This window comes from Faecalimicrobium dakarense (assembly GCF_000499525.1).
Lineage (GTDB): Bacteria > Bacillota > Clostridia > Peptostreptococcales > Peptostreptococcaceae > Faecalimicrobium > Faecalimicrobium dakarense.
Genome location: NZ_HG529282.1, coordinates 1 through 16,500 on the forward strand (window position 1 = coordinate 1; position 16,500 = coordinate 16,500).

The window sequence follows — 16,500 nt, forward strand, 5'->3', positions numbered from 1 at the left end:
ATTTTTTATATTTTTTTTACTAAAAACTGTAATCTTTTTTTAATAAATTGCATATCATAAATTATAAATGAAAGTTAAAAAATAAAACTTGCAAAAATAAATTATGTAAACTATAATATTAATAATAATAATAATAAAATAAGGAGGTACAAAAAATGAATGAAAACACTAATTTAGTATATTTTGGTTATGAAGGTGAATTAGATTATGATTATGCCCCTGATTATGAAGTAGAATAAATTAATGAATGTGAAAAATATAAAAGTTCATATTTATTTTTAAAATGAATTTGATTTTTTAGAAAAATCAAAACCAGCTTAGATAATATATACAGTGTAAGGAGTATAAAATGTTAGTTTCAAAATAAAAGAGCTATAACCATTTCTAGAAAGATAAGGTTATAGCTTATTTATATTTCAATTTTTTAATTTTGAGGTAAATTTTTTAGAACATATTCCTTATGAAGCATCCAAGTATTATTTTCCCATTTATAAATACAGATATTATCAAAGTGACAATCAAAATCACAATCAATTTTATTTACATATTCCCATAGTTCGTTAAATATATTTTGAATTTTTTTAGAGCTTATAGTAATATGAAAAACTTTATCCTTTCCATCTTTTTTGTCAAAGCCTATATAAGATATTTTTGACAATTCATCAATCAACTCATTATGTAAAACCTTAGCATCATTACTCATTAAGACTTTCATAAATATAACTCTATTATCAAAATGGTCATAACCTTTGATTTTATAAGGCTTAGAAAGATGATTCTTAGAAAAACTATCTAAAATATTTTCTAATTTATTTATATCATTAGATTCAAATGGAGATTTAATAGTAAAGTGAGCAGGGAGTTTTGATGATTTGGCTTTAAACATATTAAAAACTTCCCTTCTTAAATTATTATTAAAATCGCCGGCTTTATCTTTAACCACACTTACAATTACGTATCTCAATATGGTAACCTCCAAACTTTAAAGTCATATTTATATAATAGTTACAAATTGGTAAATTCATATAAATTTCATACAAATTTAAAATGCTTTATGCTATTATATATTATAATATAAACTAATTTAAAAATAATATGAGAATTAAGTTTATATAAGAAAGATAACAAGATAAATTAATTATATAAATGAATGGAGAGAATAAAATGAGTTTTTTTAAGAGATTAAAAAATGTAGTAAATGCAAAGGCTAACAAAGCTTTAGAAAAACACGAAGATCCAATAGAATTATTAGAACTATCAATAACTAAAAAAGAAAAATTACTTCAAGATGCTAAAAAGCAATGTGCAAACTTTATTGCATCAGTAGATAGCATAAGAGGAGAAAAAAAATTATTAGAAGAAAAAATAGCTAAGTATGAAGAAGCTACAAAAGCAGCTATATTAAAAGAAGATACAGATAAAGCTCAAAGCTTTGTAAAACAAAAATTAGAATTAGAAGAAAAATTAACTCAAACTTTAGCTAGAATAAAAGACCAAGATGAGAAAATACAAGTTATAAAGAGTAAGATAGAAGAATTAGAAATAGAAATATCTAAGATGAAGTCTAAAAAGCAAGAGTTAGCTACTAGACTTGATGTTGCTGAAATAAACAATGAAATAAATGAAACACTAGCAGGTCTTAATGATGATAATGGTATAAACCTAGATGAGCTTGAAAAGAAAGTTTCTCAAAAAGAAAACTATGGTAAAGCATTAGAAGATTTAAAACCAAAAGATGAAGAGGCTTTACTTGATGAATATATAAATAATTCACCAGCAGTTGATTCAAAAGTAGCTGATGAGTTAGAAAGAATAAAAGAGCAAATGAAAAAATAATTTTATATTAAAATAAAGGTAGATGGTTAAAAGCTATCTACCTTTAATAATATTGTGGTTTAAATTGTGAGGAGTGACTTTTTTATGGATGAAAGAATTAATCAAGAAAAAAATAAATACAATAAAATATATACAGATTTGGTATTTGCAAGTGATGATTTAAGACAAATGCTAGATGATAAAGAAATAAATAAAAGAAGCTTTATAAAGAAAGTAGATACACTAAAGGATTATATGAATTTTTTAGATAGTATTGAAAAAGAAAGTAAAGAAGATAAAGGACTTTTCAAAAAATTATTTAAAGCTCAAAAAAATTCAAATGATGAAATAAATAAATATTTAACTCAAGATAAAAAAAATGGATATAGAAAAATTAGATAAATGTAGCCAATGTAAATGTAGGAACTGTGTAAGTGTATGTCCAATGAATCACTGCTTTAACTGTAGAGATAAAGAATATGTAAGTGAATGTAACAAAGAAAATAATTTACTTACAATTAGCAAAGACACAGTGACCCTTTATCAAGGAGATGAAGAGTTTATATTTAATGTGGCAGGATATTTAGTTGAAAAAGATAGTGAAGGAAATTATCATAGATATGTTTACTTGATAGATAGTAAAGATTATGATAATCAGCATATATTAAAGTACTCTAAATTCAAGGGAGAAGAATATTATGAATCAGTCATAGTAGACGATACTCAAGATGAACTTATTAGAATTAATAATAAATTCATAGAAATGGGGTTAAGAGTATAATATGAAAAATAGTAAAAGAAAAATAGCTTGTTTACTAACGACATTTATATTTTTATTTGCTTATATAGCTACTACATTTCATAGTATAGATGCATATGCGGAGAACTATAAAGAATACATAGTAGCGTCTTCATCAAGTTCAAAGCCTAAGTCAGGAGGATTTAGCTCTGGAGGAAGTAAGAGCTTTTCGACAAAACCAAAATCAACTACTATAAAACCAGATTCTGGAGGATTTTCTTCTAAGCCAAGTAATAGTAGCTCAAAATCAAATTCAAGTAGTAGTGTAAAGCCAGACTCTGGAAGCTTTTCAACAAAACCTAAAAATGATAATAGTAATTCTAATAAAAAATATAATGATTATGATGACGACAGAGGAAGTAACTCATCACGTCCAATATTTGGAGGATCAAACTATGGAGGATATTATGGTGGATATAGTCCATTTCATAGAATATTCTATGGATTTGGTGTGAGTTCATGGATAACAAAAGTTGTAGTAATAATAACTGTAGCTGTTATAGCTTACATTATATTTGACTATATAAGAAGTAGAAGAAATTAATTATAAAAAACCTAGTATTTATGCTAGGTTTTTTATATTATATTAAAAAATATTTTATAATAAGTATGTTGCTTACATAAAATATTATATAATTTAAATATAGAAAGTATAAAAAATGTAAAGGAAAATAGATTTATGAAAAAACATTTGGAAGAATATATAGATAAAATAAAAAAATTACCAATAAAAAATAAATATACAAAAGAAGAACTATTAAAAGAAGACTTTCTAATAGAAAAAGATAATAACATTGAAATATATTATGCTCCTCATAATGAGTACATAAATCCTAAGGCTAAGATATTTATAGTTGGAATAACTCCAGGTTTTGAACAAATGAGTACTGCAATTTCTACTGCAAGAAAATGCTTGGAAGAAAATATGGATATAGATAATATAAAATATGAGTGTAAAAGAAATGGAAGATTTAGTGGGAGTTTAAGAAAAAATATAATAAGTATGCTAGATGAATTAAAATTAAATGAAAGTTTAAATATAGTTAGTTGCAGTGAATTATTTGAAGATAAAGATTATTTACTACATACTATATCTCTTATTCCATATTCAGTATTTCTAAAAGGAAAAAATTATACAGGTCATGCACCTAAATTAATAAAAAGTGAGTTTTTAATGAAATATGTATACGAAAATTTTTTAGAAGATTATAAAAAACTTGATAATGTGCTTATAATACCTTTAGGAAAAGCAGTAGAAGAAGTGATAAATGAATTAATAATTAAAAATATAATAAAAGAAGAGCAAATACTTAGGGGATTTCCTCACCCATCAGGAGCAAATGGCCATAGACTAGTACAATTAAAGGAAAATAAAGAAAGTATGATTAGTATTATAAAAGATAAATTTAATGAATAGAATGATTTTATATATTGGGGGAAAAAACTTTTGAATATAACAAAAAATATTTTAATAATAGAAGATGACGAGACATTAAATAAGGGAATAATGCTTACACTAAGGCAAAATGATATAAATATAATACAGGCATTTGATTTAAATGAAGGAAGAAAAATGTTTAATAAAGAACAAATAGATTTAATAATACTAGATGTAAACTTACCAGATGGGAATGGTTTTGATTTTTGTAAAGAAATAAGAGGAATTTCTCAAGTTCCCATAATATTTTTAACTGCTTGTGATATGGAGATAGATATAGTAAGTGGATTAGAACTAGGAGCAGATGATTATATTACAAAACCTTTTAGTTTAATGATATTAAGGGCAAGAGTAAATGTTATCTTAAGAAGACAATCAAATAATAAAAATAATAAGGTGACTATTGATAATATGAATTTTAATTTTGATAAAATGGAGTTTAAAAAAGGAAACAATATAATTACGTTAAGTAAAACAGAGCAAAAACTTCTTAAAATATTAGTAAGTAATCATGGACAAGTATTAACGAGAAATCAATTAATAGATAGTATTTGGAGTGAAGAGAGTGAGTATGTTGATGAAAACGCATTAACAGTTAATATAAAAAGGTTAAGAGAAAAAATAGAGGACAAAAAATCATCTCATAAGTATATAAAAACTGTATATGGAATAGGATATACATTCTCAGGGGGAAATAAGATTGAATAATTGCAATGTTAAAGCATTTAATAAGATTTATATTAGTTTTTGCACAATACTTTTATTATTGTGCTCATTTTTTATGGCATTTACATTATATTTTGACATTATGGCTAAAAATAAAGTTATTTTAATAAGTACATTATTTATTATATCTATATTTATAATAGGAATTTTATTTATATATATAATAAGAAAAAAAGTAGTTGAGATAATTAATTCGCTAGATAATATAGTTACTAATGCTATAAATGAAGAAAATATAGTTACAGGATATGAAGAAACTATTTTATCTTCTTTAGAAAATAAAATACATAGGTATATAAAGATAAATAAATCAAATAAAAAATCAATAGAAAATGAAAGAAATAATGTAAAATCTCTCGTAGCAGATATATCTCATCAAACTAAAACACCAATATCAAATATATTATTATATAGTCAGTTAATTCTTGAAAATGAAAGTATAGATGAATATACAAAAGATATATTAAAAGATATAAAAAATCAATCTGAGAGGCTTAATTTTTTAATACAGTCCTTAATAAAAATGTCTAGATTAGAAAGTAATATTATATCACTAAAACAAAGTAAAACTAAAATAATAAATGTATTAACTAAATCTGTTCAAGAAGTTTATCATGATGCAGATAAAAAGCAGTTAGATATAAAAGTTGATTGTAGTGAAGATATAACTTCTAACATTGATATTAAATGGACAGTAGAAGCTATTGTAAATATATTAGAAAATTCAATTAAATATACAAATGCAAAAGGACGTATAGAAATATGTGTGACTTCTTATGAATTATTTAGAAGAATTGATATAAAAGATACTGGTATAGGAATTTGTGAAAGTGAAATTAATAATATATTTAAAAGATTTTATAGGTGTAAAAATGTAGTCAACTATGAAGGGGTTGGTATTGGGCTTTATCTTAGTAGGCAAATTGTATCACTCCAAGGGGGATATATAAAAGTTTCATCAAAAGTTAATGAAGGCTCAACTTTTTCTATATTTTTACCTTCATAAAATATTATCCTAAATATGTCAGAACTGTTATATTTGAGACATTAATTTGTTAGATTTAATTGATATATTTAAGACACAAGAAAAAGATAAATTTTAGGAGGAAAATATGAGTATAGTGAGAGTTAATGATTTAAAAAAATACTATGGAAAAGATGAAAGTTTAGTTAAAGCTTTAGATGGAGTAACCGTTGAAGTAAATAAAGGAGAATTTGTTTGTATTGTGGGAACATCAGGGAGCGGGAAAAGTACTTTACTTCATATGATAGGCGGGCTTGATAGACCAACAAAAGGAAATGTAAATATAAACAATAATGATATATTTAAATTAAATGATGAGGAACTTACAATCTTTAGAAGAAGAGAAATAGGGTTTGTATTTCAACAATTTAATTTAATCCCTATCTTAAATGTTTACGAAAATATAGTATTACCAATAGAACTTGATGGTAACAAAATAGATGAAGAGTATGTAAATACTGTTATAAAAGCATTAGGATTAGAAAGTAAGGTTAATAACTTAACTAATAATTTATCAGGTGGTCAACAACAAAGAGTAGCAATAGCAAGAGCTTTAGCTACTAAACCATCAATAATACTTGCAGATGAGCCAACTGGTAATTTAGATAGTAAAACTGGTCAAGATGTTATGAGTCTGTTAAAAACTATGAGCCAAAAATTCAATCAAACTATTATAATGATAACTCATAATCAAGAAATTTCACAAATGGCAGATAGAGTTATAAGGATAGAAGACGGAATGATTTTATCTAAGGTGGTGAGTGAATAATGGTTCGAACTAACAACAAGGAAGTTATTAATAGACTATCAAAAAATAGTTTTAAATACAATAAAGGAAGAAATAAATTTGCAATAGTATCTATAATACTGACAACATTACTTTTTACAGCATTTTTTACTATACAAATGAGTATGATAAAATCAACACAATATGAAACTATGCGTATGGTAGGAGGTACATTTCATGGTGATTTTAAGGATTTAAGTACAAAAGAGTATGAAAAAATCAAAGATAACAAACTAATTAAGGAAAAAGGAGTATCTATATTTGTAAATTTAGCACAAAACAAAGAATTAGCAAAAAGGCAAACAGAAATAAAATATGGTGATAAAAATTATATAGAAAATTGCTTCGCGAAGCCATATAAAGGCAATATTCCTAAAAATAAAAATGAAATATTAGTAGATACATTAACATTAGATGCTTTAGGAATGTCTAAAGAAATAAATCAAAAGATAAATCTGAAATATTTTATAAATGATAAAGAATATAATACAGAATTTAAAATAAGTGGTATATATAAAGGCGATAAAGTTTCAATGGCAAGCGTACTATATGTATCAAAAGACTTTGTAGAAGAAGAACTTAAAGGAATTGACCAAGAAAAATCTAAAAAAAGAGGCGAAGGCACAGGGCTTATAGATTTAGAAGTTAATTTTTCAAATTCTTTCTTTATAGAAAAAAAACTAGAGAAAGTTTTAATCGAAAGTGGATTAAGTACAAAAAAAATAAATACTGGTGTAAACTGGGCATATACAAGTGTAAATATAGAAGAAGATACTGGTTCACTTTGGGGAGCTATAGGATTTTTAGCTATTATAATGCTTGCTGGTTATTTAATTATATATAATGTTTTTTATATATCTATAGTAAAAGATATAAAATCTTATGGACTGTTAAAAACTATTGGAACTACTAAAAAACAAATAAATAAAATCATTATAAAACAAGCTTTAAAAATGTGTGCAATAGGTATACCTATAGGAATCGCTCTAGGGTATTTCATAGGGGTAATATTAACTCCACTTATAGTAAGACAAACAACCACTATAGCAAATACTGAAATTTCTGCAAGTCCAATTATATTTATAGGTTCTATATTATTTTCATTAATAACTGTATTAATAAGTATACATAAGCCAAGTAAAATAGCATCTAAAGTATCACCAATAGAAGCATTAAGATATAGTGGAGTATGTGAAAAAACTAGAAAAAAAGTTAAAAAAACAAACAGTGGAGCAAAAATTAGAAATATGGCTTTATCTAATGTATTTAAAAATAAAAGAAAGTCATTTATAGTTATAGCATCATTATCATTAAGTATCATACTTTTAAATGTGGTATACACGATCATATATGGATTAGATATTGATAAGTATTTAATTAATTTGATAGGTACAGATTTTACAATAGGGGATACAAGCTTTTATAGATGGAACTACGGTCTCGGTAATTATTCTGATGCATTAACTGAAGATATTTGTAAAGAAATTGAAAATTTAGAAGGCGTTCATAGTGTTAATAAAATATATCATAAAGGTATTAACGTACCATTAATTGATGAAATGAAAAAAAATATTGAACTTAAAAAAAGCTCTGTAGATGAAAATTATAAAAATCAGATTAATGAATCATTAAAAAATAAAAAAATTCCAACAGAGTGCTATGGAATTGATGAAGGTATATTACCATTTATAGAAAAATTTTTAACTAAAGGAAAAATAGATATAGAAAAATTTAAAAGTGGTAACTATATTATTTTAGATGAAAATTGGTATATGGGTAGATTATTAGATATTGGAAGTAAAGTTACTATACCTTTTGAAGATGGACAAAGTAAAGAATATGAGGTTATGGCAACTGTTCAAGTTATTCCGTTGTATTTACGTACAGGGTATATAAATACAGTAGGAAATGATATGTATTTACCAATAAATGAATTTAAAAATATTACAAATAATAAATCTGTAATGACTGCTATGTTTGATGTTGGCGATAGTCAAACAAATAATGTGAAAAATTATTTAGATAATCAAATAAAAACAAATCCAACATTAGACTATAGAATGAAATTGACATATATAAATGAGTTTGAAGATATGGCAAATACATATAAAATAGTAGGATATGGACTTAGCTTTGTATTAGGGTTGATAGGGATTTTAAACTTTAATAATGTAATAATGACAAATATTATAAGTAGAAAAAGAGAGTTTGCGATATTAAAAAGTGTTGGTATGACTAAAAATCAACTTAAGAAATTAGTAACACTAGAAGGATTGTATTATGCTTTATTAACAATTTTTATAGTTGTTGTAATTGGACTACCTATCACTAAAAAATTAGTGACCTTATTAGCTGGAGGCATGATGATTTTTAGTTATAAATTTACAATGCTACCTATAATTTTAGCACTGCCAATATTATTAACAATAGCCGTTATTATACCAAGGCTTTGCTACTTAAAGGTAAATAAGGAAAGTGTAGTAGAACTATTAAGAACAAATGAGTAAATTAGAAATATATTTAAAAATAAAAAACTAGGCTAATTGAACTGCACCCTGTCAAGTAGACAGTACAAAAAATAAAAATTAAGCAACTAAGGTCTGCTCTCGATATTCTATCGGAGTCAGACCTTTTAACTTTTTCTGTAATCTTTTATTATTGTAAAATTCTATGTAATTATCAATTTCTAAATGTAATTCATCAAATGTATGAAACTTTTTCAAATAGTACATCTCTGACTTAATAATTCCCCAAAATCTTACAATTTCAATTCTTTTATTATATGTTGTTTTTATTCCTTTAATCATAATTTTATCCTCTCCTGAATTATGAGATTTACTTATATCATAATTATTATTATACTTCATAATCCAACCTTGAAGTACACTATGGGAGGATAAATTAAGAAAAAATTGCAAATAAATAATATAGGATTATTTACAGTAATTACTTAAAAAATAGTTAAATAAAATGATTAATTTAAAAATAAATGTTTTGATATACACCTATAGGGGGTATATGTATACTATATAAGTAAGAGTAAAATAATTAAGAATAAGAAAGGAGATTAGTATGAATACAAACAAAGTAAATGAAACATACAAAATAACAGGAATGACCTGTGCAGCTTGTGCAAAAGCAGTAGAGAGAGTAGTTAAAAAAATAGATGGAGTAGAAGCACAAAATGTAAATATTGCCACAGAAAAGCTTACTATAGAATATGATAATACTAAAGTAAATTTTGATGATATAAAACAATCAGTAGAGAAAGCTGGTTATGGCATAGAAAAAGAAGAAAAAAATAAACATATAGATGTAAAAATTGAAGGGATGACTTGTGCATCTTGTGCAAAAGCAGTAGAAAGAGTAGTTAAAAAAATAGATGGAATAGAAAATATAAATGTTAATATAGCAACGGATAAAGCTAGTATCAGTTATAATCCATCAAAAGTTAAGTTATCACAAATAAAAGGTGCTATAGAAAAGGCTGGATATAAACCATTAGAAGAATCAAAAGAAAAGACAGTAGATGAAGATAAATTAAAAAAAGAAAAAGAAATAAAGACTTTATTTATTAAATTTATAATAGCAACAGTATTTGCTATACCTCTATTTTATATAGCAATGGGACCTATGGTGCCAAGTCCAATTGGACCATGGCCAATACCAGAAATTATAAACCCTATGACTAATACTCTAAATTATGCATTAATTCAACTTTTATTAGTTATTCCTGTAATGGGGGCGGGTTATAAATTTTATATAAATGGTACAAAAGCGATTTTAACTAAAAGTCCAAATATGGATTCTTTAGTTGCTATAGGAACTCTTGCAGCATTTTTATATAGTTTATATACAACAGTTCAAATAGCTAATGGTACTGTAGTAGGAGCACATCATCACCAGTTATATTATGAAAGTGCAGGTATAATAATAGCGTTAATATTACTTGGGAAATATTTAGAATCAAGATCTAAAGGTAAAACATCAGAAGCTATTAAAAAGCTTATGGGACTTCAACCTAAAACAGCTATAGTTATAGAAAGTGGAAAAGAAGTAGAAACACCAATAGAAGAAGTAGTTGAAGGAGATATAATATTAGTAAAACCAGGTAGTAAAATACCAGTAGATGGAATTGTTATAGAAGGTAATACATCTGTTGATGAATCTATGCTTACAGGAGAAAGTATCCCCGTAGAAAAAAATGTAGGAGATAAAGTAACTGGAGCAAGTATAAATAAAAATGGTAGTATAAAATTTAAAGCGGAAAAAGTAGGAGAAGATACTGCTTTAGCTCAAATTATAAAATTAGTAGAAGATGCACAAGGCACAAAAGCACCAATTGCAAAGCTTGCTGATACTGTGTCAGGATATTTTGTACCAATTGTAATGTTAATTGCAGTAGTAGCATCTCTTTTATGGTATTTCGTAGGAAATAAAGATATTGAGTTTGTTCTTAGAATATTTATTTCAGTTCTTGTAATAGCGTGTCCTTGTGCACTAGGTCTTGCAACACCAACTGCTATAATGGTTGGAACAGGTAAAGGTGCTGAAAATGGTATATTAATAAAAGGTGGAGAAGCTTTAGAATCTGCACATAAAATAGATACAGTAATATTTGATAAAACAGGGACAATAACAGAAGGAAAGCCTGTAGTTACAGATGTAGTTTTAAGTGAAGGTGTTGATGAAAATTATCTTGTAAAGATAGCATCTAGTGCTGAAAAAGGATCAGAACATCCCCTTGGAGAAGCAATAGTTAAATGCGGGATAGATAGAAATATTGAATTTGTCAAAGTTGATAACTTTAAAGCAATACCAGGTCATGGAATTGAAGTTAATATAGATAATAAAGTTGTTTTACTTGGAAATAAAAAACTTATGAATGATAGAAATATAAGCTTAGTAAATTTAGAAGAAAAATCTGATGACTTAGCAAGACAAGGAAAAACTCCTATGTATATTGCTTTTGACAATAAATTAGCAGGAATAGTAGCTGTTGCAGATATAGTAAAAGAGAGTAGTAAATCAGCTATTGAAACTCTTCACAATATAGGAATAAAAGTAGCTATGGTAACAGGTGATAACAAAAAGACGGCAAATGCCATAGCAAAACAAGTAGGAATAGATATAGTACTTTCTGAAGTTTTACCTCAAGATAAATCAAATGAAGTCGATAAACTTCAAAAACAAGGTAAATTTGTAGCTATGGTAGGAGACGGTATAAACGATGCACCAGCCTTGGCTAAAGCAGATATTGGTATAGCAATAGGAAGTGGAACTGATGTCGCTATGGAATCTGCAGATATAGTTTTAATGAAGAGTGACTTAATGGATGTTCCAACTGCAATAAAATTAAGTCATGAGACTATAAAAAATATAAAACAAAATTTATTCTGGGCATTTGGATATAATACTATTGGTATACCAATAGCAGCAGGTCTTTTATATATATTTGGAGGGCCACTTTTAAATCCAATGTTTGCAGCAGCTGCAATGAGCTTAAGTTCAGTTTCTGTAGTTAGTAATGCATTAAGACTTAAAAATTTCAAACCATTTAAATAAAATTCGTAAAAAATCTCTATATTATTATAGAGATTTTTTATTTTATATAATTATAAATTAAAACTTAGTGTATACTTAAATAAGTGAAGAATAAACATTTTCATATAAAATTCACACGAATAATATAAAATTTAACATATAAAAATAAATAAGGAGTTGATAATATGAATGTATCTATTTTAGTAGTAGAAGATGATTCGAGTATACAGGAATTAATTGTAGAATTTTTAAGTTCAGAAGGATATAGTGTAGATTATGCCAACGACGGATTAGAAGGAATACAAAAATTTAAACAAGGAAATTATGATTTAGTAATATTAGATGTCATGATGCCAAACTTAGATGGATATTCAGTATGTAAAATGATCAGAAAATCATCTAATGTACCAATAATATTTTTGACAGCTTTAAATGATGAAACTAATCAAGTTAAAGGATTTGAATTAGAATGTGATGATTATATAACAAAGCCATTTTCATTTAACTTGCTAATAAAAAGAGTAGAAGCAATTTTAAGGAGAAGTTCAAAGCCTGTTAATGATAACTTCATAGTATTTGAAGATTTAAAATTAGATTTAAATACATATTCAGCAAATATAGACGGAGAGAGTATTGAATTAACATTAAAAGAGTTTAATATATTAAAAACATTAATAGAGAAATATCCTCAAGTTATAACTAGAGAGAATTTATTAGATAGCATATGGGGATATGATTATTATGGAGACACAAGAATAGTTGATGCACATATAAAAAATATAAGAAAGAAAATATCGCTACCATATATAAAAACTGTAAAAGGAATAGGGTATACACTTGAGAAAGATATTTGATAAATGGGAAAACTTAAATATAAAGTATAAGTTATTTTCTATAACTACAATACTTTTAGTAGCTTTAGCAATAATTATATATTTAATTTTATATTTTTTATTACCATCGTACTATCATAAATATAAGATAGATTTATTAGAAAGAAGTTCTAAATCTTTAGCAGAAACAGCAATTCATTATGATACAGACTTCTTAGAAGAAAGACTTTACTATATGGGTAAAGATCAAAACTTGGCAATAATATTAAAAAATCAAAATGGAAAAATAATATATGGAAATAATGAAGTGATTTTTTTAAGATACAATAAATATATTTTAAGTAGTAAAAAAGATGAGTATATATTAACTATGCCTATATACACTAAAGATTCTATGAGTCCATACACATTAGAAATAATAATGCCACTACAGCCTATAGATGAGGCCAGTGATGTAATTAGAAACCTTATGCCGTATATTATTGGCGTAGCAATTTTAATTGGGATAATAGGTGCATATATATATTCTAATGTTATAACTAAACCATTAATAGATATAATTGAAAGTGAAAGAGAAGCGGAAAATAGAAGAAAAGACTTTGTTGCTACTATATCTCATGAATTAAAAACGCCAATAACTATAATTAGTGGTCAATTAGAAGGTATGATGTACAATATAGGAAAATATAAAGACAGAGATGCATATCTAAAAAAATCATATGATTGCACACAAGAATTAAAAGAACTAGTAAATGAAATGATAGAGGTATCAAAGTGTGAAATTTTAGAAAAGGATTTAGATTTAAGTAAAGTAAATTTAAGTGAATTACTGCACAAGTTGGTAAAAAGACAATTATTCTTAATAGAAGAGAATAATATAAAAACAGATTTGAAAATTCAAGATAATATTTTTATAGAATGTGATGAAGAAAGAATTACTAAGGCTATAAACAATATAATTAATAATGCTATAAAGTACTCTCCTAAGGGAGAAAGTCTTATAATTAGATTATATACAAAGCAAAATAAAGTTAATAAGAGAAATAGTTTAAGAAAAGTATGTTTAGAAATTGAAAATACAGGAGTAAAGATAGAAGAAAAGTATCTAGAAGAGATATTCAAGCCATTTTTTAGAGTAGAAAAATCTCGCTCAAGAAAAACAGGAGGCAGTGGCTTAGGGTTATATTTAGTAAGTCAAATATTTAATAGTCATGGATTTTATCATGATTTAAAAAATAAAGAAAACTCAGTAGTATTTTACGCAGAATTTTAAAAATATAAATTTCAAATACTATTCATAATAAACTCACAAAAAATTCATATAGAAAAGTTATTATATAACTATAGAAAAGACTAGCTTAAAAACCATAATATAATACCCCGTTGTAATGATGGCCCTCCCTCACATCCTCATATTGAGTCATCATTACAACAAGATTTACCTCTATAAAAATCCAACTTATAGAGGTATTTTTTTATTGTTTTTATTAACACAGTAATCTACTATATATCCCATTATAATAACACCAGGAATATCTATTAATAGCCTAACTAATGTGAATTTATATCCTAAAGCTCCAAATTCAAATAATAAAGTTGAAAATTTAGTAACACACCAAGCATTTAAAAAGATAATTATATTAGAAAATTTAACACCTTTTTTCAATAATACAGCTGTAAATGGGAAAGCTGCATACATAGGACCAGCAGCAAAAAAGGCTATTAGAAAAGATAAAAATATTCCTAAAATTCCAGAATCTCTACCCATATATTTTATAAAATACTCTCTAGGTATCCAAGCATCCATAAATCCAAGAAGTATCATTACAGGAGGAAGAATAGAAAGCATTTGAAAAATGCTAGATTTTACATTTGTAAAAACACTTATGCCCAAAGCATTATTATAAAAATATATAATAATGCAAATTAAAAATCCTATTAAAAAATACTTGTATCGATTTAAAATAAATTTTATATTTATCATTAAAATGCACCTCCAACAAAAAATGCAACGACAAATGCAAATAAAAAAGCAATAAGATTTCTAAAAAATGCGGCTTTTTTGCCAATATACTCTGCTTCTAATGCAAAAGTTAAAACACCAACCATAGTAAGTGTAGAAATCATAGCTGCAACTTGAGCATATCCAGCTCCACCTTTTAGCAAAGAATCTCCAGTTGAAAAGGCAACAAAAGTTGGCATCATAGTAATTGAACCAATAGTAGCTGATATTGTAGTACCTAAAATACCTGAATCAGGTCCAATAAGATTAGAAATAGTACTTGGATTTACAATAGATAAGGCTAAAGAAATAATAATTACTATAGAAAGAAATTGAGGCATTATATTTTCAAAAGATTTACATGAACTTTTAAGAGCTTTTTGGGTCTTATCTTTGTCTTTTATAAAAGAAATAATAAAAACGATGATACAAAGTCCGTACATAATATATGATGTCATAAAATCACTCCTTGTTTTATTAATATACTATGATTTAGATATATAAAGAGTTAAATAATTATGCACTAATATTCAAACTATAAATTATAAATAATATATTGGGCAATATAATAATAGATACAAAAACTGTATCTATATATTAATTATAAATATAGGAGGGAAACCAATGAATAATATGGATATGAATAATTTAACAAAAGACATGAAAGATACAGCTAAAAAAGCTAAGTATATGGCAAAAGAAGTTGCTGAGGATGTTAAAGACAATTTTGAAGGTGCAATGAACATTATGGAAGCAAAAAAAGATGAAATGATGGACAGATATGAACAAAAGAAATTTGCAGCAGAGATAAAGAATCAAATGAAAAAAGAAAATAAGTAAATATATATGACGAGAAAGTTAATTTCTCGTCTTTTTTATTAAACAATTGTACGGATACAATGGCATTTTTAAAATAAAAATAGAAAATACTATATAAAATGTATGATATTAATAGTAATATAAAAACATCTAATTAAATAATAAAATTAAATTAGGGGGGAATGATTTGAATAATTTAAATAATAGAAGTAATAAAACTCGATATATGGTTGTAGCATCTTTATTTGCAGCATTAATATGTTTAACTACAGCGTATATATTACATATACCAGTTGGAGGTAAAGGGTATGTACATATAGGAGATGCGTTTATATACTTAGGTGCAGCATTATTACCAATGCCATATGCAATTTTTTGTGCTGCAATAGGAGCAGCTATGTCTGATTTAATAACAGGATATGCTATATATATAATACCTACATTAATTATAAAATCCATATTAGTATTATTTTTAACATCTAAAACTAATAAAATAATAAATACAAGAAATGTATTAGGATCATTTATTGGAGGATTTATAGCATGGGGATTATATATGATTGCAGATGGAATAATATATGGAAGTTTTACAAGTGCATTTGTATTTTCATTAATAGGATTAGTACAGCCTATAGGAAGTTTTATAGTATTTATATTAATAGGATTAGCGTTTGATAAATTAGATATAAAGAAAAAATATTTTAATTAAAATT

The 16,500-nt window shown here is 25.6% G+C and carries 18 protein-coding genes; 14 read left to right on the plus strand and 4 right to left on the minus strand.

All coding sequences use genetic code 11. The features are described 5' to 3' along the window. Nucleotides 1-424: 424 nt before the first annotated feature. Entirely contained in the window at nucleotides 425-964 is a 540-nt protein-coding gene (locus BN899_RS06110) for a 2'-5' RNA ligase family protein (RefSeq protein WP_042273774.1), read from the minus strand. Nucleotides 965-1,164: 200 nt separating this feature from the next. Between BN899_RS06110 and BN899_RS06115 the strand changes: the two genes are divergently transcribed. The 9 genes from BN899_RS06115 (at nucleotide 1,165) to BN899_RS06155 (ending at nucleotide 9,096) form a co-directional block, all read left to right on the plus strand. After that, a complete protein-coding gene (locus BN899_RS06115; protein WP_042273776.1) occupies nucleotides 1,165-1,836 on the plus strand; it encodes a PspA/IM30 family protein in 672 nt (223 codons plus the stop codon). 84 nt (nucleotides 1,837-1,920) lie between these two features. After that, a complete protein-coding gene (locus BN899_RS06120; protein ID WP_042273778.1) occupies nucleotides 1,921-2,217 on the plus strand; it encodes a hypothetical protein in 297 nt (98 codons plus the stop codon). Then, nucleotides 2,195-2,596 carry a hypothetical protein gene (locus BN899_RS06125; protein ID WP_042273780.1) on the plus strand — a complete coding sequence of 134 codons (402 nt, stop codon included), beginning with the start codon at nucleotides 2,195-2,197 and terminating at the stop codon, nucleotides 2,594-2,596. The genes BN899_RS06120 and BN899_RS06125 overlap by 23 nt, the downstream gene beginning before the upstream one ends. Before the next feature lies 1 nt (nucleotide 2,597). Beyond that, entirely contained in the window at nucleotides 2,598-3,158 is a 561-nt protein-coding gene (locus BN899_RS06130; RefSeq protein WP_042273783.1) for a hypothetical protein, read from the plus strand. A 135-nt stretch (nucleotides 3,159-3,293) separates the two neighbouring features. Then, on the plus strand, nucleotides 3,294-4,031 hold the full coding sequence (locus BN899_RS06135) for a hypothetical protein (protein ID WP_042273785.1): 738 nt from the start codon (nucleotides 3,294-3,296) through the stop codon (nucleotides 4,029-4,031). Between the two features lie 30 nt (nucleotides 4,032-4,061). After that, entirely contained in the window at nucleotides 4,062-4,760 is a 699-nt protein-coding gene (locus BN899_RS06140; RefSeq protein ID WP_330362469.1) for a response regulator transcription factor, read from the plus strand. After that, nucleotides 4,753-5,784: a sensor histidine kinase gene (locus BN899_RS06145; RefSeq protein WP_052356660.1), complete on the plus strand. Its 1,032-nt coding sequence runs from the start codon at nucleotides 4,753-4,755 to the stop codon at nucleotides 5,782-5,784. Before BN899_RS06140 ends, BN899_RS06145 begins: the two co-directional genes overlap by 8 nt. A 106-nt stretch (nucleotides 5,785-5,890) precedes the next feature. After that, nucleotides 5,891-6,571 carry an ABC transporter ATP-binding protein gene (locus BN899_RS06150; RefSeq protein ID WP_042273790.1) on the plus strand — a complete coding sequence of 227 codons (681 nt, stop codon included), beginning with the start codon at nucleotides 5,891-5,893 and terminating at the stop codon, nucleotides 6,569-6,571. Further along, entirely contained in the window at nucleotides 6,571-9,096 is a 2,526-nt protein-coding gene (locus tag BN899_RS06155; RefSeq protein WP_042273792.1) for an ABC transporter permease, read from the plus strand. The genes BN899_RS06150 and BN899_RS06155 overlap by 1 nt, the downstream gene beginning before the upstream one ends. 78 nt (nucleotides 9,097-9,174) lie before the next feature. Here the strand turns inward: BN899_RS06155 and BN899_RS06160 are convergent, their stop codons facing one another. After that, nucleotides 9,175-9,396 carry an IS3 family transposase gene (locus BN899_RS06160; RefSeq protein WP_161628739.1) on the minus strand — a complete coding sequence of 74 codons (222 nt, stop codon included), beginning with the start codon at nucleotides 9,394-9,396 and terminating at the stop codon, nucleotides 9,175-9,177. 265 nt (nucleotides 9,397-9,661) lie between these two features. On the opposite strand from BN899_RS06160, the gene BN899_RS06165 reads away from it, so the two are divergent. The 3 genes from BN899_RS06165 to BN899_RS06175 all read left to right on the plus strand — a co-directional run bounded on the left by BN899_RS06165 (nucleotide 9,662) and on the right by BN899_RS06175 (nucleotide 14,239). Continuing rightward, the gene (locus tag BN899_RS06165; protein ID WP_042273798.1) at nucleotides 9,662-12,154 is read left to right on the plus strand and encodes a heavy metal translocating P-type ATPase; all 2,493 of its coding nucleotides are present in this window, start codon (nucleotides 9,662-9,664) and stop codon (nucleotides 12,152-12,154) included. 164 nt (nucleotides 12,155-12,318) lie between these two features. After that, complete coding sequence (locus BN899_RS06170) at nucleotides 12,319-12,987, plus strand: response regulator transcription factor (RefSeq protein WP_042273799.1); 669 nt, start codon at nucleotides 12,319-12,321, stop codon at nucleotides 12,985-12,987. Beyond that, nucleotides 12,971-14,239: a sensor histidine kinase gene (locus tag BN899_RS06175; protein WP_042273801.1), complete on the plus strand. Its 1,269-nt coding sequence runs from the start codon at nucleotides 12,971-12,973 to the stop codon at nucleotides 14,237-14,239. Before BN899_RS06170 ends, BN899_RS06175 begins: the two co-directional genes overlap by 17 nt. A 186-nt stretch (nucleotides 14,240-14,425) precedes the next feature. Here BN899_RS06175 and BN899_RS06180 read toward each other — a convergent pair whose 3' ends face one another. Then, nucleotides 14,426-14,950, minus strand: coding sequence for a permease (locus tag BN899_RS06180; protein ID WP_147568504.1), 525 nt, complete (start codon nucleotides 14,948-14,950; stop codon nucleotides 14,426-14,428). After that, complete coding sequence (locus BN899_RS06185; protein ID WP_042273803.1) at nucleotides 14,950-15,426, minus strand: hypothetical protein; 477 nt, start codon at nucleotides 15,424-15,426, stop codon at nucleotides 14,950-14,952. The genes BN899_RS06180 and BN899_RS06185 overlap by 1 nt, the downstream gene beginning before the upstream one ends. A gap of 166 nt (nucleotides 15,427-15,592) precedes the next feature. Between BN899_RS06185 and BN899_RS06190 the strand changes: the two genes are divergently transcribed. Next, nucleotides 15,593-15,808, plus strand: a complete 216-nt coding sequence (locus BN899_RS06190) for a hypothetical protein (RefSeq protein WP_042273805.1) — start codon at nucleotides 15,593-15,595, stop codon at nucleotides 15,806-15,808. 166 nt (nucleotides 15,809-15,974) lie between these two features. After that, complete coding sequence (locus BN899_RS06195; protein ID WP_242824101.1) at nucleotides 15,975-16,496, plus strand: TIGR04002 family protein; 522 nt, start codon at nucleotides 15,975-15,977, stop codon at nucleotides 16,494-16,496. Nucleotides 16,497-16,500 lie beyond the last annotated feature (4 nt).